The organism is Lacticaseibacillus suilingensis, from assembly GCF_016861845.1.
GTDB classification, from domain to species: Bacteria; Bacillota; Bacilli; order Lactobacillales; family Lactobacillaceae; genus Lacticaseibacillus; species Lacticaseibacillus suilingensis.
In genome coordinates this window covers 106,540-132,423 of the sequence record NZ_BOLV01000005.1, presented here as the reverse complement: position 1 = coordinate 132,423, position 25,884 = coordinate 106,540, and the positions used below count along the sequence as shown (strand labels likewise).

Below are 25,884 nucleotides of genomic sequence, written 5' to 3'. Positions count from 1 at the left end.
TCATGGCAAATCTCGAACTTCAATTTTCGTCAAGTGTTCTACAAAATCAAGAAACGATTCGACTCCTGCTCCCTGACCACCCATCGTCAAAAAACCTCCCTACAATCTGGTGGCTTCACGGTCTTGGTGATAATGGTAGTGTCTGGTTGCGAAAAACGCGCCTCGAGCTCTTCGCCTCCCAGTACCAAGTAGCAATCATTCTGCCAGATATGCACCGGTCTTTTTATCGCAATGCGCCGGATGGTCAGCGTTATTTCGATTATTTAACCGAGGAGCTACCAGCCTATCTGGGAACACTCTTGCCTCTGGCAACGACTGCAAGAAAGCGATTTTTAGTGGGTAACTCAATGGGTGGGTATGGCGCTTACCGTTGGATTGCCCATTATCCAAGCCATTTTAGCCATGTCGCCACGCTATCTCCGGTCACTGATCTTACGGTAGTCAGGCGACTAATGCCTGACTACCGAAACACCATTTGGCCAGACCCGGAAAAAATTCCGGCACTCAGCACAGAGTTCGCGTTAACAGCTCCTGATTTGAAGGCAGTTAACTGGTTTCAGAGCATGGGCACCGATGATGAATTACTTGATGATTGTAAGCACTTTGATCAAATGATACGTGAGCAATATCAAATCGATTTAAATGCACATATCGAACCCGGCAAGCATGATTGGAATTTTTGGGATTCGCAATTGCCAAAAATCTTTGAATGGCTTCCGCTAGAAAAGTTGACAGGGGGTATCAAAGCATGAACTACACGGAAATGCGCAATCCCAATACCAGCGAAATTGACCAACTAAGTACCGAATATGTCCTCAAGTTAATCAACGAAGAAGACCAAAAAGTGGCCCCAGCATTAGCCACCCCACAAATCATTCAACCACTAACCGGTTTGGTTGACAGTGTGGTCACCGCCTTTCAAGCTGGCGGTCGGCTTTTCTATATCGGAGCTGGCACCAGTGGCCGCCTAGGTATCCTGGACGCTTCAGAGTGCGTGCCGACCTTTGGCGTTTCGCCTTCACTCGTGCAGGGTCTCATCGCCGGTGGCAGCACCGCCATCACACATGCAGTCGAAGGGGCAGAGGATTCAACCACGCTGGGTGCGGAAGATTTGAAGGCGCATGGGCTCACCAACAAAGACGTCGTGATTGGTCTTGCCGCCAGCGGTCGTACCCCTTACGTCATCTCCGGACTAAAATTTGCCCAGGCCACCGGTTGTGTAACCGGTGCGATTAGTTGTAATTCCGATGCACTAATCAGTCAATATGCTAATTATCCGATTGAGGCGATTGTCGGGCCTGAGATTTTAACCGGATCAACGCGGATGAAAGCTGGTACAGCCCAAAAACTGTTGCTAAACATGATTTCCACCACTGCCATGATCAAAATCGGCAAAACTTACAGTAATCTCATGGTCGACTTGCAGCCAACCAACAGTAAGCTCGTTGATCGCGCCCAGCGCATCATCGCGGAAGCAACCGGGGTTTCAAAAACTGAGGCTCATCAGTACTACCTCGCCTCTCATCGGCGACCTAAAGTGGCCATTTTGATGATTTTGGCCCAAATCGACGAAAAGGCGGCCGAAAACCAGCTAACTGATGCCCACGGCAGAATTGCAGATAGCCTTAGTCGAATTAACGCAAATTAATTAACTACGATCTGACAGCGCAGAGAGGCTCGTCATCGCAAAAGATGACGAGCCTCTCTTTGTTCAGCCATCCTAGCTAAATACCATTCAGATACTCGCGAGCTCACAAAAAGACCCCTGCTCAATTCGAGCAGGAGTCTCGCCTTTCCAGAAGCAAGCTTGCATGGTGGCAGCACTCGCTTCTACTTCGCCTCCTGGCCATAAACCGCCAGTTCGGTTAACGCCGGGAAATATTCCGTACCAAGCGCACGTTTTAGCTGATTCAGTTTGATCCAGGTCACCGTGCGTGGTGTGAACGTGTAGCGCTGCGCCGCCGCAGTTTTGGCCATGGTGATGGCTTCTTCGCTGCCATCAGAAAAACTCAACCTGCCATCGGTCCAATAGGTATCATGCGGATAATCCGCGCGGAGGGTAATCACCGCGGTATCGATGGTCACCGGCCGGCCAAAATCGATGGTCAACTCGGCGTCTTCCCGCTGGTCAATGCCCCAAGACTGAAACGGCCAGTTACCGTGATTTTCATTGGCCACGTAGCCGTCAATCGCGTTGCGTGCGTAGAAAACATACTCACCGCGCGTTTCGGCGTTGGCGCTAGCGTGCGGATAAACGCTTTGCGCCTGGCGCAAATCATGGCTATTCAAGGCGAGGTTGCGGCGGGCCGCAATTTCATCGGCAGTGGCATAGCGGACACTGGCGTAATGGTTGCGCCCAGCAAAGGCGGATTCAGGGTATGGCCATTCGCGCAGATCATTGACCGGAATGTCAAAGCGCCAAGTTGGCTCCGTGAGGTAAACCAACGCTGGGGCCAGCGCGGGATCGAATTGAGCGACGAGGTAGGCGGGGGTACGCTCAACCGTCACTTGATAATAATCACCGCTTTGATAGCCGTGGTGGTAGGCCACATAGGCACTGGCGCCAGCAGGAGCCGCTTGAACGACTTGGCCGGCATGGTACAGGCCGAAGGTTAATTCTGCCATGGCGGTTTACTTCAGGTCAGACATGGCGACTTGGTCCATGTCATCATAAGTTTGGTTTTCACCACACATCGCCCAGATAAAGGCGTAGTTGGTGGTGCCGACGCCGCAGTGAATCGACCAGCTTGGGTTAACCACGGCGGATTCGTTGGTCATCACAATATGCTTGCTTTGACTTGGTTCACCCATGAAGTGGAAGACCCGCGTGTCAGCACTTGGGAATTCAATGTACAGGTACGTTTCCATCCGACGCGCATGGGTGTGGGCTGGCATGGTGTTCCAAGAAGAACCTGGGGCCAAAACAGTGTAGCCCATCTGCAACTGGCAGGTGTCCATTTGACTGGCATCGATATACTTGTAGATGACCCGCTTGTTCATATGTTCCTGATCACCGATTGGCTTTTGCAAAGCGTTGGCAAATGGGAGCTTCTTGTCTGGGTAGGTCTTGTGCGCCGGGGTCGACACAGTGTAGAACTTCGCCGGCTGCTTGGGATCTTTAGAGGCAAACACGACATGCTTGTGGCCCATGCCGATGTAATAACCATCATGTGGCACCATGTCCTGGGTGTCGCCGTCGATGGTAATGGTACCCTCGCCGCCAATGTTGATCACGCCCAGCTCGCGGCGCTGCAGGAAGAAATCAACGCCGAGCTGCTTGTCCAGCACGATTTCCAACGGTTCAGTGGTTGGCGTCACACCGCCGAAAATCATGCGGTCGTTATAGGTATAGGTCAAATTGATGTCACCTGGGGTAAACAGGTGCTCAACGAGAAATTGGTCCCGCAGCTCAGCGGTGGAGTAATGCTCGATATCCTTAGGGCTGTGGGCATAGTTAGTGTGCATTGAAAATGCCATGGTGTTATCTCCTCCTCAAATGAGTGACAAAAGGTGCTGATTAACGAACCAGGTAGCCGCCATCAACTGGAATGATGGCCCCGTTGATGTAGCTGGAAGCATCGCTGGCCAAGAACACGGCAATCCCCATCAATTCGTAAGGTTCTGCCCAGTGACCGGCTGGAATGCGGTCCAGGATTTCCTGGTTGCGGCTCTTATCCGCGCGGATTGGCGCGGTGTTTTCAGTCTTGATGTAACCTGGGGCGATGGCGTTCACGGTGATGTTGTACGCGCCCAGTTCGGAGGCAAAAGCCTTGGTCAACCCGGCCACGCCATGTTTAGAGGCGGTGTAAGAAGGAATGAACTTACCGCCTTGGAAAGACAGCATGGAACCGATGTTGATGATCTTGCCATACTTTTGCTTAGCAAAGACCTTCGCCGCCGCCAGCGAAACGTGGTAAACCGCGGACAGGTTGATGGCGATGACGCGGTCCCAATCTTCATCCTTAGATTCCAGCAAGGGATTGCGGCGGATCATGCCGGCGTTGTTGACGAGAATGTCAATGTGACCCATCTTCTCAACGGCTTCAGCGATCACTTGCTCAGCCACACCTGCCTTGGTCAAATCGACATCGGCAAACTCAACTTTGCGGCCGCGCTTTTCAATCAAACGCCGGGTGTTGTCCCACTCAGCCTTGCCGAAGGTGGGAATGAAAATATCGGCGCCGGCTTCGGCCATGGCGATGGCATAGCCTTGGCCCAACCCAGTGTTACCACCGGTGATGACGGCCACTTTGCCCGTCAGGTCGAATTTGTTCATGTTGAACTTATCGAGTTCTGCTTCGTGCTGCTTGATTTCTTCTTCGCTTTGGTGAATTTCTGCCATATGCTTTGCTCCTTAGCTTTGCGTCTTACCATTTCTTATACAGAAATGATGTTTCTTATCTGATCAACAGAGCTAATATAAGCTGTCAGTGCAAAAAATGCAAGCGGTTGCGACCATTTTCAACCGAACACCCGCGCCGAAACGTTAATCCGACGCGGGTTTTTGCGGGTTAAAATCTTTCTTTAAAGCACGGATTCGATGGCGTGCTGGGTGTTGAGCAGCAGCCGCACGAATTGCGCACGCCGCTCATCGGATAAGCGATATTTCGGCGTCGACACCGAGATTGCCCCGTACAAATGGTTGCTCTTTTGCAGCGTGACGCCTAAGCAGTACACTTCCGGCTCGTTTTCTTCATTGTCGATACTGATACCAGTTTGGCGGATGCGCTTGAGATCCGCCTGAAGGGCGGTTTGCTTGGTCAACGTCGCTGGGGTTAAGGCCTTCAGCTCACGGCCACTCAGGTACTGGTGCAGCTGGGCACTACTATAGCCGGCCAGCACCGCCTTGCCCATCGCCGACGAGTAGAGATTCATGGTGCCACCGATAATCGACTGCAGCTTGATGGAATTAGGACTTTCCAGCTTATCAATCAAGACAATCTGATCATCGCGCACCACGCCTAAGTTGATGGTTTCCTGCGTTTCATCCCGAAGCCGCTCCAAATAAGGCCGCACAGTACCGGCGATATCAAAGCTGGCTAAGGCTTTTTGCGCATAGGCAATCAGCTGCGTGCCCATATAGTAGCGTTTAGTTTGATCATCGCGGCGCACCAGGCCCAACTCATTCATGGTGGTTAAGACCTTAAGCGCAGTGGGCTTGGCCATGGTCACGCCGGCGCTAATTTCCGCCAGCGTCGGCGCGGTTTCTGTGCGCCCTAGAAAATCGAGAATCTCTTTTGCTTTCACTAGCACCGTACCATACGGTTTGTTGGTGTTTGTTGGCATCATTTTGCCCCCATCATCGTTTATCATTTGGAAATCATTCATATCATAAGCGAAATCAGGCGATTATTCAAGCGGCTAGTCGGTCAACACTTCAATGTGATAGTACCCTGGATGGTTATCGGAAATGAGATAGACCAGCGTCTGGTGAGCCGGGCCGTAAAAGGTCTTGGTCAGATGAAACACCGCTGGAGCATCGGCATAGTTGGCTTCCTGTCCGAGCGCCGCAATCTCCTTTTCCAACCCTGGTAGTTCAGTGCGTGCCTGCACATTCACCAGGGTCTGCGTGGGATAGTCAGCCAAGTTGCGATCGAGGCGCATCTCCCGGGAGAGACTGCTGCCGGTTTTGAGCCGTTCAATCGCGGCATGGTCCAAGTAGGTGCCTAATAAGTAGCGATCTTGGAACTTCCAGGCCACATCGTTGGCATAAGCGACTTGGTGGACGCAAATCAGTTGCTGGCTTTCAGTGGGATCCCCCAGCAAGGTGGAGATGGTCGCGTTGCTGACATTTTCATCCACCGTGGTGACGCTATGTTCATTCATCCGGACGCGTTGGCCCGTGGCGTCAAGCTTATAGGGTGAGAATTCGCTGAACCAGGCCTTTTGGTGATTCAAGTTGCGCCGGACGAAGGTGCCGTCCCCTTGGCGCCGGACCAGGTAGCCTTCGCTGACGAGTTCATTGAGGGCCCGCACGGCAGTGGTGTTGCTGACGCCATACTTGGTCCGCAGTTCCCCTTCTGAGTAGATCCGCATGCCGGGTTTGAAGGTGCCATCCTCGATGGCTTTAACGATTTCTTGCTTAATCAATTGATATTTTGGCTGCATTTTAACGACTCCTATTTGGAAAATTAGGGTTAACGTGATAACTGTTGTTTCTCCCTCAATCTACGCCAACTTGCCAGAAAAGGCCAGCTTTTTTAATCATAAAATCATCAAATTTACCAGACAGTCCAGCCGTTTTAGGGTTAACTTAGTGAAGATTGTCACTTGGCCAAAAAACGTTTGCAAAAAAGCGTTTACAAACAAAAAAATCCGGCGTATGCTAGGTCGTGAAATCAGATAACACGTTAACCCTTTATAATCTTAACGTGTTGGGAGGACGCTATGACACAGATCAATTTGGAGCCTGTGCAAGACCCACAGCGGTTTCTGGATCAACCTTTGCTAAGCCAAGCCGAGATTGACGAAGCCATCGCTGCAGTGATTGCTAAGGTAGAGCACAACATTCTGAAGCTAGGGGAAACTTTCCCCAGCTCATCGACCAAGAACAGCAGCTACGAGCCCACGAAGAACGTGGAGTGGACGACGGGGTTCTGGACGGGGATTCTGTGGTTAGCGTACGAAGCAACGCATGATGAACGATTCCGCCAGTTGGCAGAGAAAAACGTGCAGAGCTTCAAGTACCGCATCGACCACGAGATCGACGTCGATCACCATGACCTCGGTTTTCTCTACAGTCCCTCTTGCGTCAGCGCTTATAAGCTGACCGGCAACCCGGTGGCCAAAGCCGCCGCGCTGGAAGCCGCTGATAAGCTGATGACGCGCTACAACCCGAAAGGCGAATTCATTCAAGCCTGGGGGCCCAAAGGCAGTGCAGAGAATTACCGGCTGATTGTCGACGCCATGCTCAACATTCCGCTGCTGTTTTGGGCTAGTGAGGAAACGGGTAAGCCCGAGTACCGCGATGTGGCGGCCAAGCATTACGCCACCACGCTGAAATATGCCATTCGGCCCGATGCTTCCGCTTTCCACACCTTCTACTTTGACCCGGAAACGGGTAAACCGCTGGGCGGCAAAACCCGCCAAGGTTACGCGGATGACTCGAGTTGGGCCCGCGGACAGAGTTGGTTGATTTACGGCATCGCGTTGAACTACACCCGCTTGCAAGATCACGCGGATGTGCAAACGTTCAAAGCCGTGACCAACTACTTCTTAAACCGCCTGCCTGAAGATCTGGTGTCTTACTGGGATCTGATTTTCCACGACGGCGACTGGCAGTCGAAAGACTCCTCCGCCACCGCCATCGCGGTTTGCGGCATCAAGCAAATGGAAGGCTTTTTGGCGGAAGGAGATGAACTTAAGCCGCTTTACCAGCACGCTGCTTCGGCGATGATGCGTAGCTTGATCAACAACTACACGGCCGAGCAAACCACTGGCATTACCGCCTTGTTGAACCACGGCGTGTACTCCTGGCATTCTGGTCGCGGGGTCGACGAAGGCAATTTATGGGGCGATTATTTCTACTTAGAAGCGTTGATTCGTTATAAGAAGCAGTGGCAAATGTACTGGTAAGTCGCACTTATTCAAGGAGGACAAATAAATGGCAGATCCAAATATTGTAATGACACGCATTGATGAACGGTTGGTTCACGGCCAAGGCCAAATGTGGATCAAGGTTTTAGGGGTGAACACCTGCATCGTCGCCAATGACGAAGCCGCTGAAGACAAGGTCGCTCAGACTTTGATGAAAACCGTGATTCCAGATTCTGTCGCCATGCGCTTTTATCCGGTGCAAAAGGTGATCGATATTATTTATAAAGCTAACCCTGCCCAGAAGATTTTCCTTTTGGTCAAGGATCCTAAAGACGCGCTGCGGCTCGTAGCTGGTGGCGTGCCGATTAAGAAGATCAACATTGGTAACATTCACAACGCCCCGGGCAAGGAAAAAGTCACCCGTTCCATTTTCCTTGGTGCTGAGGATAAGGCGGCGCTGAAGTCGTTGATCAACGATTATCACATCGAATTCGACAACCGCACCACGCCATCGGGCAATGATGGCAGTGTCGAAGTTAACATTGCGGACTACTTAGATTAATCTCAATAGGAGGAGCACTTATGCATATCACACTCATTCAAGCCCTACTGATTGGGCTTTGGACCGCGTTTTGTTACGCGGGGATGTTATGGGGCATTTACACCAACCGCGCCTTGGTCTTGAGTTTCGGCGTTGGGGTCATTTTGAACGACATCCCTACTGCTTTGGCCTGCGGGGCCGTCGCTGAATTGGCCTTCATGGGCTTCGGGGTCGGCGCTGGTGGTACTGTCCCACCGAACCCAATCGGCCCTGGGATCATCGGGACGTTGATGGCCATCACCATGTCTGGGGTCACGCCCCAAAGTGCCTTGGCCCTGTCCATTCCGTTCGCGGTCGCCATTCAGTTCCTGCAGACGTTTGTTTACACCTTGTGCGCCGGCCTGCCAGAAGCCGCTTCTAACGCTTTGAAGGCCCATAAGTTCGGCAAGTTCCGCTTAATTGCTAACACCACGGTGATTTTATTCGCCACTGTTGGGTTCTTACTGGGCTTCCTGGGCGCCTACAGCATGGACACCTTGAAGACCTTGGTTAACATGATCCCTGCTTGGTTGCTCACTGGCCTGAATGTGGCCGGCGGTATGCTGCCAGCCATCGGGTTTGCGATGATCATGACCGTTATGCTCAAAAAGCAACTCGTGCCATTTGCCCTGTTGGGTTACGCTTTGGCCGCTTACCTGCAACTGCCTGTCATCGGCATTGCCATCATCGGTTTGGTCTTTGCCCTGAAGTTCTACTTCGAACAAGATGAGAAGCAAGCCGCACCAGCGCAAGCTACCACCACAAGTCAGGAGGAATCACGCGATGACTGGATCTAATGTCTTAACCAATAGCGATTACCACAAAACAACGCTGCGGGCATACTTCCTGCAAAACGGGTTTAACTACAGTAACTATCAAGGCTTAGGCTATTCCTTGATCATGTATCCTGCCTTCAAGAAATTGTATGGCAACGATCCTGACAAGTTGGCTGAAGTCCTGAGTGAAAACATCGAATTCTACAACACCAACCCGAACCTGATTCCGTTCATCACGTCCATTCATTTGGCCATGGCGGATAACGGGCTGGAATACAAGGAAACCCGCGGGATCAAGATGGCCTTGATGGGCCCGCTGGCTGGGATTGGGGATTCCTTATCACAGTTCTGTATTGCGCCTTTGTTCTCCACCATCTTCGCTTCCCTGGCGATGAACAACATCGCCTTGGCCCCTGTCTTCTTCCTGTTGGCTGAAAACATCACCTTGCTGGCCATTAAGTTTGGGATGGGCGCTTACGGGAAGCGGCTGGGCACGAGCATGATTGAAAAACTCAGTGCCAAGATGAGCCAAATCTCTGACGCCGCCAGCATGGTCGGGGTCACCGTTATCGCCGGTTTGGCTGCCACCTTTGTCAAGATGAAGGTCACCTTGACCTACGCCTCCAGCGCCAAAGCCGCTAAAGGCGCCGCCACTTCCACCGTGGACATTCAAGCCCTCTTGGACAAAGTTGCCCCAGCCCTGCTGCCAGTGCTGTACACCTTGCTGATGTACTACCTGATCAAGAAACGCGGCTGGACGACCTACAAACTGGTTATCTTGACGGTTGTGATTGGGATTGTCCTGAGCCTGGTTCACGTGCTCGGCGTCTAATCACCACAATATAAAAAAGACTAGCGCCAACTGTCCCTGACGGTTGGCGCTAGCTTGCTTGGAGGATAATTTTGGCTGATCTTAATTACATCAAAACCCAGCTCTTGCAAACTGCCGCCGCTCGCGGCTTTGACCCGAAGGCCTTCTCTGCCAGCGCCCAACGCGCTATTATTGCCGATGCCGAGCGCCTGCTGCACCGCACGTTTCTGTTCGACAAGCCATGGGATATGGAGCGCTGTACCCGACCTTATCAGTTGAACCCCATGGACTATGAGGCTGTACGCAACGACGATCCAGAATGGTGCTTCATGCTGAACCGCATGGACTGGCTCAGCGATCTCATTTTGGCCGCCCGCCTGACCAACCGGCCGGAATTCAACCAGGCCGCGCTGGCCTATTTGCAGACCTGGGTGGCGCAGCATCCGACCCTAAAACCAGAGAATTCAACCCGCACCTTGGATACCGGCATTCGGCTCGTGAATATCGTCGATGCCCTGACTTATCTAGCGGAAGCCGAGCTTCTGCCGGATGAAGTGTTGGCCCCGCTCGCTGACAGCCTGCTCGCCCAAGCCAATTACCTCAAAGCCCAGTACATCCCCAAGTACAAAACCAGCAACTGGGGCAGTATTCAAACCTGCGCGTTGTTGACGGTGCTGCCGATTTTGCTACCAGATTTTGCTGACCAACCGCTTTATCAATGGGCGGAAACCGAGCTCGCCGAACAGCTGGGCCTACAGGTTTTTGACGATGGAATGCAATGGGAACAGTCCTTGATGTATCACGTTGAGGTGCTGAATGGTTTGCTCCGGGCCATTGCCAGCCAAAACCAGCGCCAACGCGATGTGACGGTCCTAGTGCCATTCGCTAAAAAGATGACCCGCGCCTTGGCTTTAACGCTGACGCCCAGCGGCGAACTAGAATTGTTCGGCGATACCGATCGCATCGTTGCCACGGATGTCTTCGATCGCGCCGCTGTGATTTTGCACCAGCCGCGGCTCACGGGCTACACTGAAGCCACCCTCAGTCCAGAAAGCCTCTACTGGCTCGGCCAACCTGGTGTGCAAGCCTTTAACGCCGCGCCTGAAGCCACCCCAGCCGACTTGGTTTTTGACGGGGTCGATAGCGGTAACTATGCCATTCGCAGCAGCTGGCAAAAGGATGCTGATTTTCTGTTCTTCAATGGTGGACCGTTGGGTAGCGGCCACGGCCACAGTGACAATAACCACTTCTCGCTGTATGCCAAGGGCCAGCCGCTGCTGGTTGACTCCGGGCGGTACACGTATCGCGAAGACCATCCCCTGCGCGTGGCGCTGAAAACCATCGCCGCCCATAACGCCATCATGGTGGACCAGTTCACGCCATGCGCCCCCAGTGCCAGCTGGGAATACGCGCAATACGGCACCCCGCTGAAGCCTTATGTTCGCCACTGCGGCAAGTCTCACTATCTCGAAGGCACCATCATCGGCAGCCAACCGCTGAGCGTCTGGACCCGCAAAATCGTCAGCCTCCCAGGCAGCATTTGGGTGGTGACCGATGAAGTGCAGGTCGATGGCACGCATGAATTGACCCAGTATTTCCACCTTGACCCCAGCGTCACAATGGCCCAGACCGCTAACGGTGCGCTGCTGAACGATCAATGGCAGCTGATCAACGCTAGTCCTTACACCGTGGCTGAAGCACCGTTTTCGCCGCGCTACAATGAGGTCGAGCCCCATCAAGTGCTGGCCTTCCACACGGCGTTCACGGACCGCATCAGTCAAACCACGATTATCGCGCCGAAAACTGCCACCGTGACAGCGGTGCCGATTTTGCAAAATCTGGATCAACCGCTGCCCTCTGCCGAAGGCTCTGGCTGGCAGATTGCGGTGAGCCCTACCGAGCGTTACAGCGTAGGCATCATGCATCAAGAACTGTTCCGGGGCAAAAAGGTGTACGCCTTAGATGGGACAGCTTTTCATGCCCAAGCGGTGGTTGTGCATCGCTTGGGTGATACCGTCACCACAACGCGGATGAAGGTTTAAGGCACTGGCAAGCGTGCCCTCTACTCCCAACCTTCTTTTCAGTTAGGCAAAAATCTCGTCAGCCTGCAGTTCACATGGCATACTACTTGCGGCAACTGCCTCGTGAGGAGGTGTGCCATCATGAAGATGTTACTTGTGACTGTTATTGCCCCAATGTTGGTGGGGATCGTCATTGAACTGTTCGCTGATTGGTTGGATAAGCGACGATAACTGTCTTGGTTGCCTCCGACTCACACGCTTGAGGAAGCGAAAAAAGAGCCATCACTCGCCCAACGAGTGGTGGCTCTTGTGCCTTCATGAAAACGAGTGGTGGCTCTTGTGCCTTCATGAAATCGTTACTTGCTCCGTCAGTATAACATGCCAAGGCAAAAAATACAGCATACCGACTCCTATGCCTCAGCCTTCACTCTGCCTCAAGTCTTTGTTTCTCAAACCTAAAGCAAGTTCCTCGTCAATCTGTCTTTCACATGGCATACTACCCGTGGCAACCGCCTCGTCAGGAGGTGTGTCCAGATGCATGAGCTACTTATGACCGTTATCGCCCCAGTGCTGGTGGGGATGGCGATTGGCTGTTCGCTGATTGGTTAGATAGGCGACGATAACCGTCTTGGTTGCCTCTGACCCACACGCTTGATAAAGCGAAAAAAAGAGCCATTACTCAACCACCGAGTAATGGCTCTTGTGCTCAGATGGAATAGCTACTTACAGTTTTGAGTGTAACATGGGGTTGAATCAAAAGCATCAGCGCAGGCTCGAGAGAAGCAAATCCACGTGCCGCTTCCTTTGCTCGAGCAACCCGCCACCCCCATTGCAGCGGCTTAAGCCAGCGCTTGAAGCGCCGCCGCATCATACCGATACGGCACATGTGCCGCCGCCGGGACATCCTGCCAGGCCACTGGGTAGCCCGCGCCATGTGCACAAAACACGGAGCCGGTTAGGTTATCGGTATCGCCCACTTCGGTGTAACCCCGCTCGGCGATCACGGCCGCCTCGTTATGGCACGGCCGATAGCCATCAACCACGCACTCTAGTTGGCCCTGACCATGCGTGTAGGCATTGACGACTTGCCCATAGTCCTGCATCTCCGCCACTGGCGCATACCCGGTCAGAAGCACCATGCCATTGGCTGCCGGTGCACTGGGCGGATCGCACAGGCCGGCCATGCGCTCGATATCGCTCATCGCCCGGCCGATCTGAGTTTGCGCTACTTCTAGCCGAAAGCTGTACCAAGGCTCCAAGAGCTGGCAGCCGCCAGTTTGTTTGAGCATCATCAGCCCTTGCCGCACTGCACGCCAAGTGGCTTCGCGGAAATCGCCGCCGACGGTATGCACGTTGCTGGCGCGCCCGGTCACCAGCGTAATTTTGGTGTCAGTCAAGGGCGACCCCGTCAACACGCCACGATGTTCCTTGGCCGCGAGATTAGCCAAAACGAGATGCTGCCAGTTTTTGGCGAGTACTTCCAGGCTGCAGTCGCTGGCAAAGATCAGCCCGCTACCGCGCGGGCCGGGCTGCATCAGCAGATGCACCTCTGCATAGTGGCGCAGCGGTTCAAAATGTCCCACTCCTTCCACCGCCTGGGTGATGGTTTCCTGATACAGAATACTGCCGGCGTCAAAGGCGACGGTTAAGTTAAACCGTTGCTGAAGCAATTGCTGCAAGATTTCCAGTTGCACCTTGCCCATCAGCTGCACCCGGACTTCTTGCAAATGTGGCGACCAAGTCACATGCAGCGCTGGATCTTCATCTTCTAGTTGACGCAGGGCCGCTACGCAGCGCTGCAGCTCTTCCTGCAGGGGATCAAGCGCGTAGGTTAGTACCGGCTGCAACAGGGGCGCCGGCGCGTTTGGCTCAACACCGAGCCCCATGCCCGGTTTGGTGTCACTCAAGCCAGGGATGGCGCACACCTCACCGGCTTGCACCGCACTGGCCACCGTGTACTTCACCCCATTATAAACACGCAGCTGATTGGCTTTCTGCTCTCCTAGCACTAGCGCTTTAGGCGCCAGCGTGCCGCCGGTGACGCGCACCCAGGTCAGGCGCTCGCCTTTGTCATCATAGGACACCTTGAAGACCCGGGCGGCAAACGCTGGTTGCGGCTTCATCGACACTGTCCATTTAGCTAGCCCTGCCAGCAAGGCATCAACGCCAGTGAGCTTGAGCCCTGCCCCAAAGTACACCGGGAATACCTGGCGCTTGGCAATCAAGCGCTGAATTGTTGCATCAGCCAAGGCATTGCGACTCATGTATTCATCCAGCGCCTGGTCATCCTGCAAGGCTAAGGTTTCTGCGTCCAAAGCCTGGTCAAAAGGCTGACAGCCCTCGCTTAACCCGGTTTGCAGCAGCTTCAACATCGCCGCGCGGTCTGCAGTGGCGACATCCATTTTATTGACAAAAATGAAAGTCGGCACCTGATACCGCTGCAGCAGGCGCCACAAGGTCCGCGTGTAACCGGGCAAATGGTCGCTGGCGGCCACCACTAAAATCGCGTAGTCCAACACCGGCAGCACCTGCTCGGTTTGGCTGGCAAAGTCCACGTGTCCTGGGGTGTCCAGCAAGGTTAACGTCAGATCCTGATAGTGCAGCTGGGCCTGATGCGAAAAAATCGTGATCCCGCGCTGTTTTTCCAGCCGGTCGGAATCCAAAAAGGCATCCCCGTTATCCACGCGGCCCAGTTGCCGCACCGCGCCGGTTTGATAAAGCAAGGCTTCGGATAACGTGGTTTTACCGGCATCCACATGCGCCACAATCCCTGCTGTGATTTGTTTCATGCTTACTCCTTACTGCGCTAAAGCCAACAGCCGCGCCCGCAACCGCGGATTAACCGCGTAAATGCCCAAGGCGCGCCGCCCGCGCTTGAGCAAAATATTAGCCACATGGCGAATAATCGCCGCCTTGGCCGCCTCGTCATCAGCCAGATCCGGGCGACGGCGAAACGCGGTTTGATCCTCAAAGCGGCTTGGATCCACCGTCAAGCGGTCGGTCGCTTCATCATAATCCAAACTGGGACCCAGTATCACCCCGGCCGCGTTCAGGTCAAAGCCCTGAATCGTGTAGATTGACCCCACCTCGCCTAAAGTTTCCGGCCGACTCGCCCATGGCCGATCGGTGAAGTTGATTTTATCCCAAGGCAAGCGCACACTCCCCGCCTGCACGTACCAGGTGCGAGTGCCAAACACCCGAAACGGAAAATCGGTGGTCGCAATCAACCGCGCTAGGCCATATTCAGCTTCTTTAGCCCGCACCCACGCGACCAGCGGCGCGCCATCCGGGAACACTCTCAGTTCATAATCCGCTGGTTTGGGCAAAGGCAGGAGGCGCCCGGCCACGAAGGCATTGATCCAGGCGCTCACGGCTGGGTCCTGCATCCGCAGTTGATGGGTTAACTCAGCTGATTCAACCTGATGACCGGCCAAATGCTGCTTAAGCATCGCCGGCGTCCACAAACTTTTGAGCTTCACCACTTGGTTAAAGTCCACCACCAGCACCACCACATGCGCCAGCGGTAGCAAAGCATCGAGCTGGTTGGCCTGATCAAAATGATTAAAGGCATCTTTTTGACTCAGCAGCAGTTGCGCTTCATCCACAAACACCACATCATAGCGGCGATGCTGCTTGGTTGCGGCATTGATGAACGGGGTTGGCTTTTGAAAGTCACTTTTGTGGAGCAACGGATCTGCGGCCGCGACGGCCCAGTAGATTTTCAGCATTTCGTTGTGGTTGACTAACAACCGATTGTGCAAAACGGCCAGCGCACTGTCTGGTTGGTGGGCCTGATGCTGCAAGGTGGTGAACACGGCATTGAGCACCGCGCTTTTCCCCGAACCCGCATCACCATGGAGCACAAACACTGCCGTTGTCTCATCGTGTTGGTGCACCTGAATAAACTGCAACAGCCGCGTCTGCAAGGCTTGCTGCTGGGCGGTGAGTTGCGCTGCCGGTGGCAACATGAAAGTTGAATCTGCTAAAGCCAAAATCAAGGCCCCTTCCCGCCTTTCATTGTAGCGGAAGTCAAGCGAAACCAAAACCTCGCGTCTGCGCAAATAAATTTCGCGGCCCCTCTTGCTTTTCCCTTGAGCACCATGTAAGATACCCTTGTACTTACAAAAAGTAAGCAAAACGGAGGCTAGTAAAAATGACGGCAAAAAAATATCAATTCGGTTTGGACACTTTCGGTGACATCGGCTTCAAGGATGACGGCACGGCCATGGACGGCGGCGAAACCCTGCGCCAAGTGGTTAAAGAAGCCAAAATGGCAGACGACTTGGGCATTGATTTGATTGCCTTAGGGGAGCATCATCGCCCTGAATTTGCTATTTCCAGCCCTGAAGTTGTACTCGGCGCCATGGCGGCGGTCACCAAGCGCATTAAGCTCGGCACCGCGGTCACCGTGCTGAGCTCTGATGATCCGGTGCGCGTGTTTGAACGCTTCAGCACCTTGCATGGCCTGTCGCAAGGCCGCGAAGAAATCATGCTCGGCCGCGGGTCGTTCACCGAATCCTTCCCGCTTTACGGCTATGACCTGCAAAACTACGATGAACTGTTTGTCGAAAAAATCGCCATGTGGCAAAAGCTGCTAGAAGGCAAGCCGATGAACTGGTCTGGCAAGTTTACCCAGAAGCTCACTGACACCACGGTTTATCCCCAGTTGCCAAAAAGCGAAACCATTGCCACCAGTTTGGCGGTGGGCGGCTCACCAGAATCCATCATCCGCGCCGTTTACTACGACATTCCCGTCGTGATTGCCATTATCGGCGGCGAACCAATTCGCTTCCGCCCTTACGTCGACTTGTACCATAAGGCGGCCAAGCAGTTGAAGAAGCCAGAGCATCCGCTCGGCATGCACGCCCATGGCATCATTTTGGATGACGAACAAGAAGCCGTCGAAGTGGGTTTCAAGTACATCAAGGCTGAGATGGATCGAATTGGCATCGACCGCGGCTGGGCGCCAATGACCCGCGATCGCTTCGAATTCGAAATCGACAAAGGCGCCTACTATGTCGGCACGCCAGAACAAGTGGCCCAGAAGATTGCCAAAAACATGAAGGCGCTGGACATGCAGCGCTTCGACCTGGTTTACGGCACCGGCGGCCAGCTTTTGCACCAGCGGGAAGACACGATTCGCAACTACGCGACCAAGGTGATTCCGCGGGTCAAGGAACTGCTGGGAGGTGAATAGCATGAGCGAACTAACCATTGGTATTCTTGGCGCCGGCAAGCTCGGCTCCACCCTTGCCCGCATCGGCGAAAACGTGGGCCTACCGATTCGCATTGCCAGCCGCCACTCGGTTGACGACCTCAAGTGGGTTATCGACACACTCGCGCCTGGCGCCGTCACCACGACCCCAGCCGACCTGATTGCCCAGTCGGATGTCATCATTTTGGCCATTCCGCTGAGCCATTATACCGATCTTGACCCTGAGGCCTTCGCCGGTAAAATCGTGCTCGACGCGACGAATTACTGGAAAGAAGTCGATGGCACTCACAATGCCATTTCCGACTTCAACCATTCATCTTCAGAAGTGGTGCAGGCGCATTTGAACAAGAGTTATGTCGCCAAGGCCTTTAACCACATGGGCTACCATGATCTGGAAATTGAAGTCGAACGCCATCCCGATGTACCGCGCGCCATGGCTTATGCCACCGACCACGATGAAATTCGACCGACCGTTGAGCATGTGCTGCGGGCGTTTGGGTTCGATCCTTTCGGCCTCGGGCCGCTGCGCTTCGGGCTTTTGCTTGAGCCAGGTAGCCCGTTGTTCGGCGAAGCCATTCCGCGCCCGGACTTTGCGGCCAAACTGGCGACCATCTATGACAGTCCCTTCGGTCAGCACGTCATCGCCGCGCGCGGTGGTAAAATCGAATAACTGACCAGCCGTTGACGCTTGCGTCGGCGGTTTTTTTGAATCTGGGGAGGCCGCGGGTTGTGGTGGCGGGCTCCGCTCGGGTCAGGTAGCCTGCTGTGCGGCCGTTTCGAGCCAAAAATCGGTCTCGAAACTAGTTTTGAAGCCGCAGTCGCTGACGCTCCGATGCGTCTTCAAAACTGCCGCGAGAAGGACTGGTCAGCCTGCCAAAAACGCAGTCTGACTAGTCCTTCTCGTCTCACTGCTGGCTACCTGTCCCAAGCTCCGCCCACCACCACAACCCGCTTCATAACAGTAACGGCAACGTGTCATTGTGCCGTTAACGTCGGCAGTCAGGTACTACGCTAAGCTATACGTGAAGAGTTAGAATGTGATAAAGATGCACCGATCAGCCTTACCTTTTTGGAGCATGAATAGGCCACCCTACCGTTACAGATTGCTGTAACGGTAGGGTGGCCTATTTTGATGATACGTTTGTTAATTAGTTGGTTTGCCGCCGTTAAACAAGGCGAACCCGCCTAACACTAACAGCACTGCCCCGCCAGCGATAAGCGCATGATTGATCACGCTACCGGTATTCGGGAGGCCTTTTTTAGTTTTGTGTTGGCTGACTTTTTTGCCGTGATTAGTCGTCTTGCCGGTGGTTTTAGCTTGGCTGGCGTTAGAAGCGGTGCCAGTCTTGGCAGCGGCAGGCTTTTGAAGACCATTAATGGCTTTTTGCAGTTGGTTGGCCGTCTGGTTCACAGTGCCTTGCGTCGCGGCCGGATCTGCCAGCACGGTTTCACTGGCCTTCAAGGCGGTGGTCAAAGCGGCAAAGCTGGCCGCAGTGTAATCAGCGGCTTTCAGGGCTTTGCTTTGGTTGACCAGCGCTTGCAGCTTGGTTTTATCCGCCGCTTTTGGCGCCGCCAGCGGTGTGAGCGTCAGATGCTGGGAAACGCCATGCTTAGCCGCCGTGTTCACGGTGACGGTCGTGGCGTTGCCTTGAACGATGGCTTGGGCATCGCCTTGGGCCACGGCATAGCGGCCTTTCAGCGTGAAGGCAACCGTGGCCTGTTTGTTGGTCGGGTCTTGAATGGAGAAGTCATTGCCTTTGCGCATCATAATCATGCGGCTGTGGCTTTGGACATCATCCACTTGGCCTTTGGCGGTGAAGAAGACATAACCCTTTAAGCCGAGGCTGTTTTCTTGAACGGCCGAGACATCTGCCGTGTTTTTCAAAATGGTGACGTTGTTTTGGTCGATGTAATCATGTAGCTGGTCGGCATTCTTGCTTGGCACGATGCTGTAAGCGTAACTGCTCGTCGTATTGCCTGGCTGCTGATAAGTCAATGTCACATAGTCCTTAGTGACCGTCTTGTCGGCACTGCCGGTGGTCTTGTTGCGGACGTCGGAATACTTGCCGGTGCGGCTTTCCTGCAACACATTCACCTTGTTATTATCGTAGAACACATAACCGACATTACGTTTGCTGTCGGCGTTGTCTTCAATCGTCAGCCACTTCTTGGCAGCCGTGGCCTTATCCAAATTGGAGTTAACAGTCACATTTTCGCCAGCATCAAACATCTTGTTATCGATGGTGGTGGTCATGGCGCGGCCGTTGATGTCGTGAACGTTGGAGCCCAGCACCACGATTTCGTTGTCGAACATGAACCAAGCCTTGTTCGCCTCGGCGTTTTTGAAGACGACGAAATCCGCGGGCAACTTGTCCTTGTCGGCGTATGACTGTTCATCACCGAGCTGCATGCCGGCGGCCGCGTATTGATCAAGCTGGGCACTGCCGGAATAGTCGTTGGTGCCCAGCGGGAAGTAGACATAGGTGTTCTGGGTCACAGAACCTGATTCAAAATCGGGTTCGTGCGAGTAGAAGTCGCCGCCGTACAATTCAGGAATCGTTTTACGTTTTTCATTGACAGTAGTGACACCTGGCAATTTGTTCGGATCAACCGTGGCTTGGTAATCGATGCCAAACGCTTTGGTTTGATCGATGCCATCCTGGTAAAGATAGAAGGCGCCATCCCCTTGGTACCAAGACTTCAGATTTTCGCCTGACATGTATTCATACTTCGAGACCCGATTAGAGCTGCGAGAAATCGCGAAGCCATAGTTAGGCCGAATGAGCACCGATTTGTCCATCAAGTTAAATGCGTAATACTGATCGTTGGTCAGCGGATTGGTGCTGGACACATTCGGGTCCTTCATAATCGCGTTGAACGCCATGGTGTTGCCCCGCGAGCCAAAATTACTGCTATTGACCTTCAGCTGCGGAATGCTAGATAAGTATTTGATGTAACTTTGCAGCTTGTGTTGCGCATCGCCGCTCATGGCCGTTGATAATTGCACCAACGATTCCACGATGCTGGCACTGTCGGTATAGCCAGAGCCGGTTCTGGAAATGCCGCGGCCTTTGACGATTTCCATCATGTAGCCTTCGTACATCAAAGGCGCGAAGCTGTTATAGATCCAATTGTTGACGGTATTGAGCAAGGTTTGGCTTTGCAGCGACGTGCCTTTAAGCAGCGTGGTCAGCTGGCCAGTCCGCCCGAGCAGCACAATGCCGTAGCTACCGGTATACGCCACCGTCGAGTGCTGAATAAAGGAACCATCTTCGTAAAAGCCATCGGTCACCCCGTGCTGAATGTTGTCTGGGTCGATGACCGCTAGGCAAGTCTTGAAGTCGGCAATCGCCTTTTTCACCCGCGGGGCATCGTTATTAGCGAGACCTTGGCAAATCCGGTTCAAGGTAATATCGGCCAAATTGGCGCCAGTATGCTGGCGGGCGTCGAGGTTCACATCGCCAATCTTCGGGGAGCCTGGCTTTTCATCGCCGCGCAGGTACGCATCCATCGTCTTAATCGAAGTGTCGATAAACGCTGGATCCAAGTCATCATGCAACAACAGCAGCATGCGTGACAGACTGGTTGGCACGCCGATTTCCCATTGGTACCAGTTGCCGTAGTAACCCTTGGTGGTGTCTTGCAGATACTTAGTTTGCAACCACTGCAGCGCATCAATCAGCGCCGTTTTGGCGGCGGCATTTTGATACATGGTATTGTACTTGCTTGGGGTGGCAATGGCCAACGCCACACTGTAAAGCTTGGTATATGTCGTCCCCAAGTTTGCCGAGAGGTCGGCCACGGTGAGGTTCGTCCCTTGACTATTATCCAAAACCACGCCGGCATAAATCGTATTACCGGCATGATCGAAGTCAGGCAAATTCGTTTGTCCGGCCTTGGCAATGCTGGTCATCTTCGCCTGGTTGATTGGATCATCATTCATGGTTTCGTTACCAATCAAATACTCGATTTGGTTGGCTTTGATCTGGGCCATTTCTTGCGTGCTGATGACCGCGTCAGTTGTGGCTGCGCCCACAGTATGCGGGGCGGCGCCGAAAAAGCCGATTGCCAGTAGCGCCCCCGCTACCACGGCCTTTTTTAATGAATTCATCCCTTTACCTCCATGACTTAAGCTACCTTATTGTCACTTACCCGTGTGTTCACGAAGCACCTACGCTTCGCGGCAACCCCCTTTCCTATGAACCGTTAACCTTTTAATGGGTTAACGTGTTGTTTAAAGCTATTTGCATCATACGCGCTGTTCTCAGGAATGTAAACGATTTCTATTGCACAATTTATTCGTGTATTCCCTGCTTTAGAATCGCAAGATCAACTGTCTGTTGAAGGCTATGAACGCTCCACTTAACCCGTTAACTAAAGCAAAAGGCGTGCTGCTATCTTTGTTACGGTTCACCCTCATACACTAAGGATGGACAGCCAATGTGAAAGGAGGATTGGTCATGATTTGGACGCTTGATAATTTTCCCGCCGCCATCAATCACCTCACACCGCTGACGCGCAAAAAGGCCTTGGCCATCGCGAATGCTTTAGTGGCTCAAGGTTTTCAAGAAAAGCTGGCACTGTCGATTGCCTCCAGCCATGCCAAGCAGTGGTACCGGGAGGCCACGGTGCAAGAACGCCACCGTTTCGACCAAGCCAGCACGCAGGCACAGTCAAACCCTCATCCGCCGCAATCAAGCCGCCGTGGCGCGGACATTGCAGTCAAACCAGACCCTGCCGGCTGGGCCGTGGTCAGCCCCAGCGGTGACCGCGCCACCGAGCTTTACCCGCGCAAAACTGACGCCGTCGAACGCGCCAAAACCATCGCTAGCGCCGAACAGGGCAGTGTGGCGATTTACAAGCGCAATGGCGCCCTGCAACAAGTGGTCAAGCCGCGATGAATCGCGCAAAAAAAGCATTTTCCTTCTGCCGCGAGCAAGAGGAAGATGCTTTTTTTGCCGGATGAAGCTCAGATTTTAATCGATCTGATGATTGACCAACATGCCCACTGCCTGAACAAAATCTTTCGCCTCAAAGCACTGGCTAGCAATTGGATTAGCCGCCCCGCGGCCGGTAGCCACGTGAATACCAAGCAGGTTGGCCTGTTTTGCGCACAACATATCAGCCTGATAGCTATCACCAATCAGCACCGCCTCACCCTGAACAAAATGATAGCGCGCTTGAGCCTGCTCAATTAACCCGATTTCAGGTTTACGACACCGACAATGTGCGCTGGGCAAGTGTGGACAAACGAAGCAATCATCAAGCCCCATGGCCCGCAAAGAGGCCACCAAATCGGCAGTCTGCATCTCGCCTGTAGCGATTTTGGTTTGATTGGTCACGGCCAAGACGCGGAGGCCCGCCTCATGTAACGCCTGAATAGCGGCAAGGACGCCTGGGTAAGGCCTAAAATCTGCGACTGAGGTATAGTGGCCATCACCGCCGAGGGTGCCATCACGATCCACAAGCACGGTTGTCAGCATCAGTTTGTCCCCTTCTTCTTTTCGCTACCGCCAGTTTAATCTGGGTCAATAGCAGGAACAAGATGCAACTTGATAATGGCGTCATAACAGTCGGTCGTAGCAGGGGGTAATTGATGCTCAATATCAATCACAGTGCCAGGATAAGCCAAAATCAGTTGATTGATGGTCGCAGCAGTCACTTGATCCAGCCCCGACAGTGCCTCATCAATCAAGAGAATTGGCCTCTGGACAACCAAAGCTCGTGCCAACTCTAAGCGTTTTTGCTCACCGCCGGACAGCTGTACCCCATCAATGCCGACGCGGGTACTCAATGCTTCGTGATTAGCATAAGCGGTCAGGCCAACTTTTTGCAGTAAGGCGAGCTGTTCGACTTCGCTGAAGGGCCGGCCCAACGTCAAGTTGAAACTTAGCGTGTCGGCGAAAATGAAGGGCTGTTGATGCACGACTGCCATCTGCTTCAAAGGTTCTGGACCCAGCGTTGAAGCATACAGCATGCGCCCTGCTAAAGGCAGGCGATCATGCAGAATCACTTGCAGCAAAGTCGATTTGCCAATGCCAGACGGCCCTTGAATTAACACTTTCATCCCTGGATCAATGGTCAGATTTAAAGGCTGAAAGAGTGGCTTCGTCACCCCAATCACTGCCTGCTCCAGTTTGAGCAAGCCTGCCGCCTTGGGCATATAAGTCAAAGGGTGACGCTGCCGATTTGCCGGGAGAAGCACGCGGTTTAACAAGGGTAGCCCCGCCTGCAGTTGACTGTACGCGCGGGTGAGATTGATCAAAGGCGTGACCACCCGATCAGCCGCGGTGTAGGTGGTGAGCAGTAAACCCACGCTCAACTGCCCCTGCCTGATGGCCCACACCCCGCCCGCCAAGGCCACTGTGGTGGTAATGGCATAGAGCGCACTCACCAGGCCGGACGCAATCTGCTGGCGAAAATTCATGACGAAAGCCGCAGCCTCATTTTGCCGCAAACTGACATCTAAGCGAGCAATCCCCTGCGTGACCAGCTGATAATGTTTGAATAAAGGCCGCGCAGCCAAGGTATCACTCAAACTGCTGGTATAGCATTCATTCGTCTGTTGCCAGTTGCGCGTTCCTGCTTTCAGCCAGTGGGCAGTGAAATGGGGAATCACGGCCGGCACAAAGCCCAAGGCGATAAAAACAACGCCGGTCAGGCCACTCATTCGAAGCACAAAGATAAGCGTCAAACTGCCTTGCAAGGTGCTATAAAGCATGTTAATCAGTGGTTGTACCACGCTCTGCTCAATCTGTTTCACATCACCAAGCGCTTCGGCCAGCAATACGCTACTGTTGGTTTCAGTTGCCGCTGCCGCAAAGGCGCGCTGAATCAAATGCCGTCTGAGCTGTAGATTGACCTGCTGACGAAAACGACCCGAGAAATAACTCATGCCCAGATTGGCCAGATTGACCAGCAGCAGTGCCGACCCCCAAAATAGCAAGTGTTGCAGAACTCGGGAAAAGGCGCGCGTAGCCAAACCGTCAGTGACTTGCCCCAGAAAAAAAGGGCTGACAATGCCATCACCCGCGGCCACCAGACCGAAACAGAGCAGCCCGAGTAGCGCCCGACGATGCGGTCTGATAATTTTGGCTATGACTGCCATCATGCCATCCCCTCCCTTGATGTCCTCAGTGTATTTGGTACACTGAGGAAAACATCAGGAGGTGCCAAAAATGGCAGGAAAGATTGGCCCTTACCTTCGGCGCTTGCGGCTCAATCAGGGGCTGTCCCAACGCGAACTGTATCAAGATCTCTTAAGCGAAAGGCAGGCCATTCGCTTTGAAGCCGGCCGCAATGATATTCAAGCTGAACGTCTTTTCACGGTGCTGGCCCGCATGGCCTTGCCGATAACCACCTTAATCACACTTATGCCAGCCTCAAACCGCGACCCTGTGCTCCAAAGTGGGCTCACCAAGCTCAACCAGTGGCCTGATGCCACACTCACCTCTGAAGAAAATCGGGCCTTAACCACTTACGTCACGGGCCAAAGTCCGCTCACTTTGGCCGACATTCAAACGGTCACGCCACTGCTCGGTCGCTTCGATGATGCGTTATCGAAGCGGCTTTACCAAAGTACCTGGCGCCACCTTCAAGCGCATCAGACGGAACCTGAATACAGCGCGCTCGCCAGCTCATTTTGCATTGGCGCTTTATACTACGCGCTCTTTCATGCCGATCTGACCATGGCGCAGGTCTACCTTGAACGATGGCTCAATGCCCTGCCGCAAACCATTGAACAGCAGATTCAGCGCAACTTCTTCGTCGCTCTAATCAAAGCGCTCCCTGCCGGCGCAGAAGCCTGTTATCAGGCCACAGCTACCATCATCCATGGCTTACGCGAAATTGGAGTTGCCGCCATGGCTGATGCTTTAGTCGATAACCGGCGCCATATTCTTTCTGCCTTTGGTCTGCACCTGACCTGGCGGCGCGATGAATTAGGCGCTTTGGCCCGCAGCACCCAGCGCCACCAATCAACGGTTGTCATCGCCAATTTTCCGGGGTTAGCAGCGGCCTTGGGCGGGCAACCATTAGCTGATTTTAGGACGATTATCGAATAAACAAACCAGTGGTCAGCCGACAATTTGGTTGACCACTGGTTTTAAGCTGGCAACATAACGCCAACCGCCATCCCAATTTGCTTTCCTGCTTGAAGCCAAGCCTTGGCGCGCTTTTGTAAGGTCGTGCGCGTGATGTATCGATCCGGATTCGCTTCCCACGTTCCAAATAGCCGTTCTTCGGCCTGATGCGCCGCCGGATCGACGGTGACCACCTGAAACCGATTTTGAAACTGACGAATGTTGCTGGTTGCTGGCAATAATGCCTGAAGCGCCGGGCTCATCAGCCATGAATCACACACTAGCGGCAACTGGCCAAACCGCGCTTGCGCCAAGGCAAACGCCTCATCGCAGGCGGCCGGCGATAGTGGTCCATCGGCCGGAATGTGCACTTGCAGCGCCTGCGTTCCTGTGGCCAGCGGTCCCAGCGCGGCGGTTGGCTGCCAAGGCTCAAATTGCAACCGACCTAGCCGCACGACCTGATGCACCAAGGTGAAGCGCAGCCAGTCATTTTCGGTGACGCCAATGCCGCCTTGTTTCTGAGCGTAATCGGCCGCCCAAATCGCGATGTCACGGCCATCAGCCACCCACGCCGCAGTCGTCGCGTAATGGGCCTGTTCACCATAAAGCAGATGCGCGAACACTTGTAAAGCGAGTTTTGGCTGCCCGGCGAGGCGGGCCAAAAAAGCCGATTCATCGGCTGCCAACTGGTGCCACTGCTCCAAATCCGGCACCGACCGCATTGCCACCGCTTGCGCGGCTGAGGGCAGACCGATGGCGGTCAACCATGCTTCAAATGTCATCCTGGCGCCTCCTTTGCCTGAACTCGTCATTATCTTTTTAATATAGCACACCAGCTAACAGTCGCCGCCAGCAGGGCCATTT

At 53.8% G+C, this 25,884-nt stretch carries 23 protein-coding genes; 12 read left to right on the top strand and 11 right to left on the bottom strand.

Features of this window, described 5'->3' with window-relative positions; genetic code table 11:
• Positions 1-2: 2 nt before the first annotated feature.
• Both JUF11_RS04605 and murQ read left to right on the top strand, forming a co-directional pair.
• On the top strand, positions 3-752 hold the full coding sequence (locus JUF11_RS04605) for an alpha/beta hydrolase (RefSeq protein ID WP_204118546.1): 750 nt from the start codon (positions 3-5) through the stop codon (positions 750-752).
• Complete coding sequence (gene murQ / locus JUF11_RS04600; RefSeq protein WP_204118545.1) at positions 749-1,648, top strand: N-acetylmuramic acid 6-phosphate etherase; 900 nt, start codon at positions 749-751, stop codon at positions 1,646-1,648. The genes JUF11_RS04605 and murQ overlap by 4 nt, the downstream gene beginning before the upstream one ends.
• 182 nt (positions 1,649-1,830) lie before the next feature.
• Here murQ and JUF11_RS04595 read toward each other — a convergent pair whose 3' ends face one another.
• From JUF11_RS04595 to JUF11_RS04575, 5 genes are all read right to left on the bottom strand, one after another.
• A complete protein-coding gene (locus JUF11_RS04595; protein ID WP_204118544.1) occupies positions 1,831-2,625 on the bottom strand; it encodes a hypothetical protein in 795 nt (264 codons plus the stop codon).
• A 6-nt stretch (positions 2,626-2,631) separates the two neighbouring features.
• A complete protein-coding gene (gene kduI, locus JUF11_RS04590) occupies positions 2,632-3,477 on the bottom strand; it encodes a 5-dehydro-4-deoxy-D-glucuronate isomerase (protein WP_204118543.1) in 846 nt (281 codons plus the stop codon).
• A 40-nt stretch (positions 3,478-3,517) separates the two neighbouring features.
• Positions 3,518-4,342 carry a 2-dehydro-3-deoxy-D-gluconate 5-dehydrogenase KduD gene (gene kduD, locus JUF11_RS04585; RefSeq protein WP_125579267.1) on the bottom strand — a complete coding sequence of 275 codons (825 nt, stop codon included), beginning with the start codon at positions 4,340-4,342 and terminating at the stop codon, positions 3,518-3,520.
• A gap of 182 nt (positions 4,343-4,524) precedes the next feature.
• Positions 4,525-5,286, bottom strand: a complete 762-nt coding sequence (locus JUF11_RS04580) for an IclR family transcriptional regulator (protein ID WP_204118542.1) — start codon at positions 5,284-5,286, stop codon at positions 4,525-4,527.
• A 75-nt stretch (positions 5,287-5,361) separates the two neighbouring features.
• A complete protein-coding gene (locus tag JUF11_RS04575; protein WP_204118541.1) occupies positions 5,362-6,108 on the bottom strand; it encodes a GntR family transcriptional regulator in 747 nt (248 codons plus the stop codon).
• Positions 6,109-6,387: 279 nt separating this feature from the next.
• Here JUF11_RS04575 and JUF11_RS04570 point away from each other — a divergent pair, with 279 nt between their 5' ends.
• The 6 genes from JUF11_RS04570 (at position 6,388) to JUF11_RS04545 (ending at position 11,955) form a co-directional block, all read left to right on the top strand.
• Complete coding sequence (locus JUF11_RS04570) at positions 6,388-7,575, top strand: glycoside hydrolase family 88 protein (protein ID WP_204118540.1); 1,188 nt, start codon at positions 6,388-6,390, stop codon at positions 7,573-7,575.
• Positions 7,576-7,603: 28 nt separating this feature from the next.
• Positions 7,604-8,098: a PTS sugar transporter subunit IIB gene (locus tag JUF11_RS04565; protein ID WP_125579271.1), complete on the top strand. Its 495-nt coding sequence runs from the start codon at positions 7,604-7,606 to the stop codon at positions 8,096-8,098.
• Positions 8,099-8,118: 20 nt separating this feature from the next.
• Positions 8,119-8,913: a PTS mannose/fructose/sorbose/N-acetylgalactosamine transporter subunit IIC gene (locus tag JUF11_RS04560; RefSeq protein ID WP_125579272.1), complete on the top strand. Its 795-nt coding sequence runs from the start codon at positions 8,119-8,121 to the stop codon at positions 8,911-8,913.
• On the top strand, positions 8,900-9,724 hold the full coding sequence (locus tag JUF11_RS04555) for a PTS system mannose/fructose/sorbose family transporter subunit IID (RefSeq protein ID WP_125579273.1): 825 nt from the start codon (positions 8,900-8,902) through the stop codon (positions 9,722-9,724). Before JUF11_RS04560 ends, JUF11_RS04555 begins: the two co-directional genes overlap by 14 nt.
• A gap of 71 nt (positions 9,725-9,795) precedes the next feature.
• A complete protein-coding gene (locus JUF11_RS04550; RefSeq protein WP_204118539.1) occupies positions 9,796-11,745 on the top strand; it encodes an alginate lyase family protein in 1,950 nt (649 codons plus the stop codon).
• Positions 11,746-11,865: 120 nt separating this feature from the next.
• Complete coding sequence (locus JUF11_RS04545; RefSeq protein ID WP_236000438.1) at positions 11,866-11,955, top strand: type I toxin-antitoxin system Fst family toxin; 90 nt, start codon at positions 11,866-11,868, stop codon at positions 11,953-11,955.
• 608 nt (positions 11,956-12,563) lie between these two features.
• Here the strand turns inward: JUF11_RS04545 and JUF11_RS04540 are convergent.
• Complete coding sequence (locus tag JUF11_RS04540) at positions 12,564-14,513, bottom strand: elongation factor G (protein ID WP_204118538.1); 1,950 nt, start codon at positions 14,511-14,513, stop codon at positions 12,564-12,566.
• Positions 14,514-14,522: 9 nt separating this feature from the next.
• A complete protein-coding gene (locus JUF11_RS04535) occupies positions 14,523-15,692 on the bottom strand; it encodes a DUF2075 domain-containing protein (RefSeq protein WP_373305853.1) in 1,170 nt (389 codons plus the stop codon).
• A 185-nt stretch (positions 15,693-15,877) separates the two neighbouring features.
• Between JUF11_RS04535 and JUF11_RS04530 the strand changes: the two genes are divergently transcribed.
• A complete protein-coding gene (locus JUF11_RS04530; RefSeq protein ID WP_204118537.1) occupies positions 15,878-16,921 on the top strand; it encodes an LLM class flavin-dependent oxidoreductase in 1,044 nt (347 codons plus the stop codon).
• 1 nt (position 16,922) lies between these two features.
• Positions 16,923-17,609 carry an NADPH-dependent F420 reductase gene (locus JUF11_RS04525; protein WP_204118536.1) on the top strand — a complete coding sequence of 229 codons (687 nt, stop codon included), beginning with the start codon at positions 16,923-16,925 and terminating at the stop codon, positions 17,607-17,609.
• 474 nt (positions 17,610-18,083) lie between these two features.
• Here the strand turns inward: JUF11_RS04525 and JUF11_RS04520 are convergent, their stop codons facing one another.
• Positions 18,084-21,050: a polysaccharide lyase family 8 super-sandwich domain-containing protein gene (locus tag JUF11_RS04520; RefSeq protein WP_204118535.1), complete on the bottom strand. Its 2,967-nt coding sequence runs from the start codon at positions 21,048-21,050 to the stop codon at positions 18,084-18,086.
• 349 nt (positions 21,051-21,399) lie between these two features.
• Between JUF11_RS04520 and JUF11_RS04515 the strand changes: the two genes are divergently transcribed.
• On the top strand, positions 21,400-21,840 hold the full coding sequence (locus JUF11_RS04515; RefSeq protein WP_204118534.1) for a DUF2188 domain-containing protein: 441 nt from the start codon (positions 21,400-21,402) through the stop codon (positions 21,838-21,840).
• A 75-nt stretch (positions 21,841-21,915) separates the two neighbouring features.
• Here the strand turns inward: JUF11_RS04515 and JUF11_RS04510 are convergent, their stop codons facing one another.
• Together JUF11_RS04510 and JUF11_RS04505 are read right to left on the bottom strand one after the other, a co-directional pair.
• Positions 21,916-22,425, bottom strand: a complete 510-nt coding sequence (locus JUF11_RS04510; RefSeq protein WP_373305852.1) for an HAD-IIIA family hydrolase — start codon at positions 22,423-22,425, stop codon at positions 21,916-21,918.
• A gap of 32 nt (positions 22,426-22,457) precedes the next feature.
• On the bottom strand, positions 22,458-24,050 hold the full coding sequence (locus tag JUF11_RS04505; protein ID WP_204118532.1) for an ATP-binding cassette domain-containing protein: 1,593 nt from the start codon (positions 24,048-24,050) through the stop codon (positions 22,458-22,460).
• 67 nt (positions 24,051-24,117) lie between these two features.
• Between JUF11_RS04505 and JUF11_RS04500 the strand changes: the two genes are divergently transcribed.
• Positions 24,118-25,002: a helix-turn-helix domain-containing protein gene (locus JUF11_RS04500; RefSeq protein WP_204118531.1), complete on the top strand. Its 885-nt coding sequence runs from the start codon at positions 24,118-24,120 to the stop codon at positions 25,000-25,002.
• A gap of 41 nt (positions 25,003-25,043) precedes the next feature.
• Here JUF11_RS04500 and JUF11_RS04495 read toward each other — a convergent pair whose 3' ends face one another.
• Positions 25,044-25,802, bottom strand: coding sequence for a hypothetical protein (locus JUF11_RS04495; protein WP_204118530.1), 759 nt, complete (start codon positions 25,800-25,802; stop codon positions 25,044-25,046).
• Between the last annotated feature and the right edge of the window lie 82 nt (positions 25,803-25,884).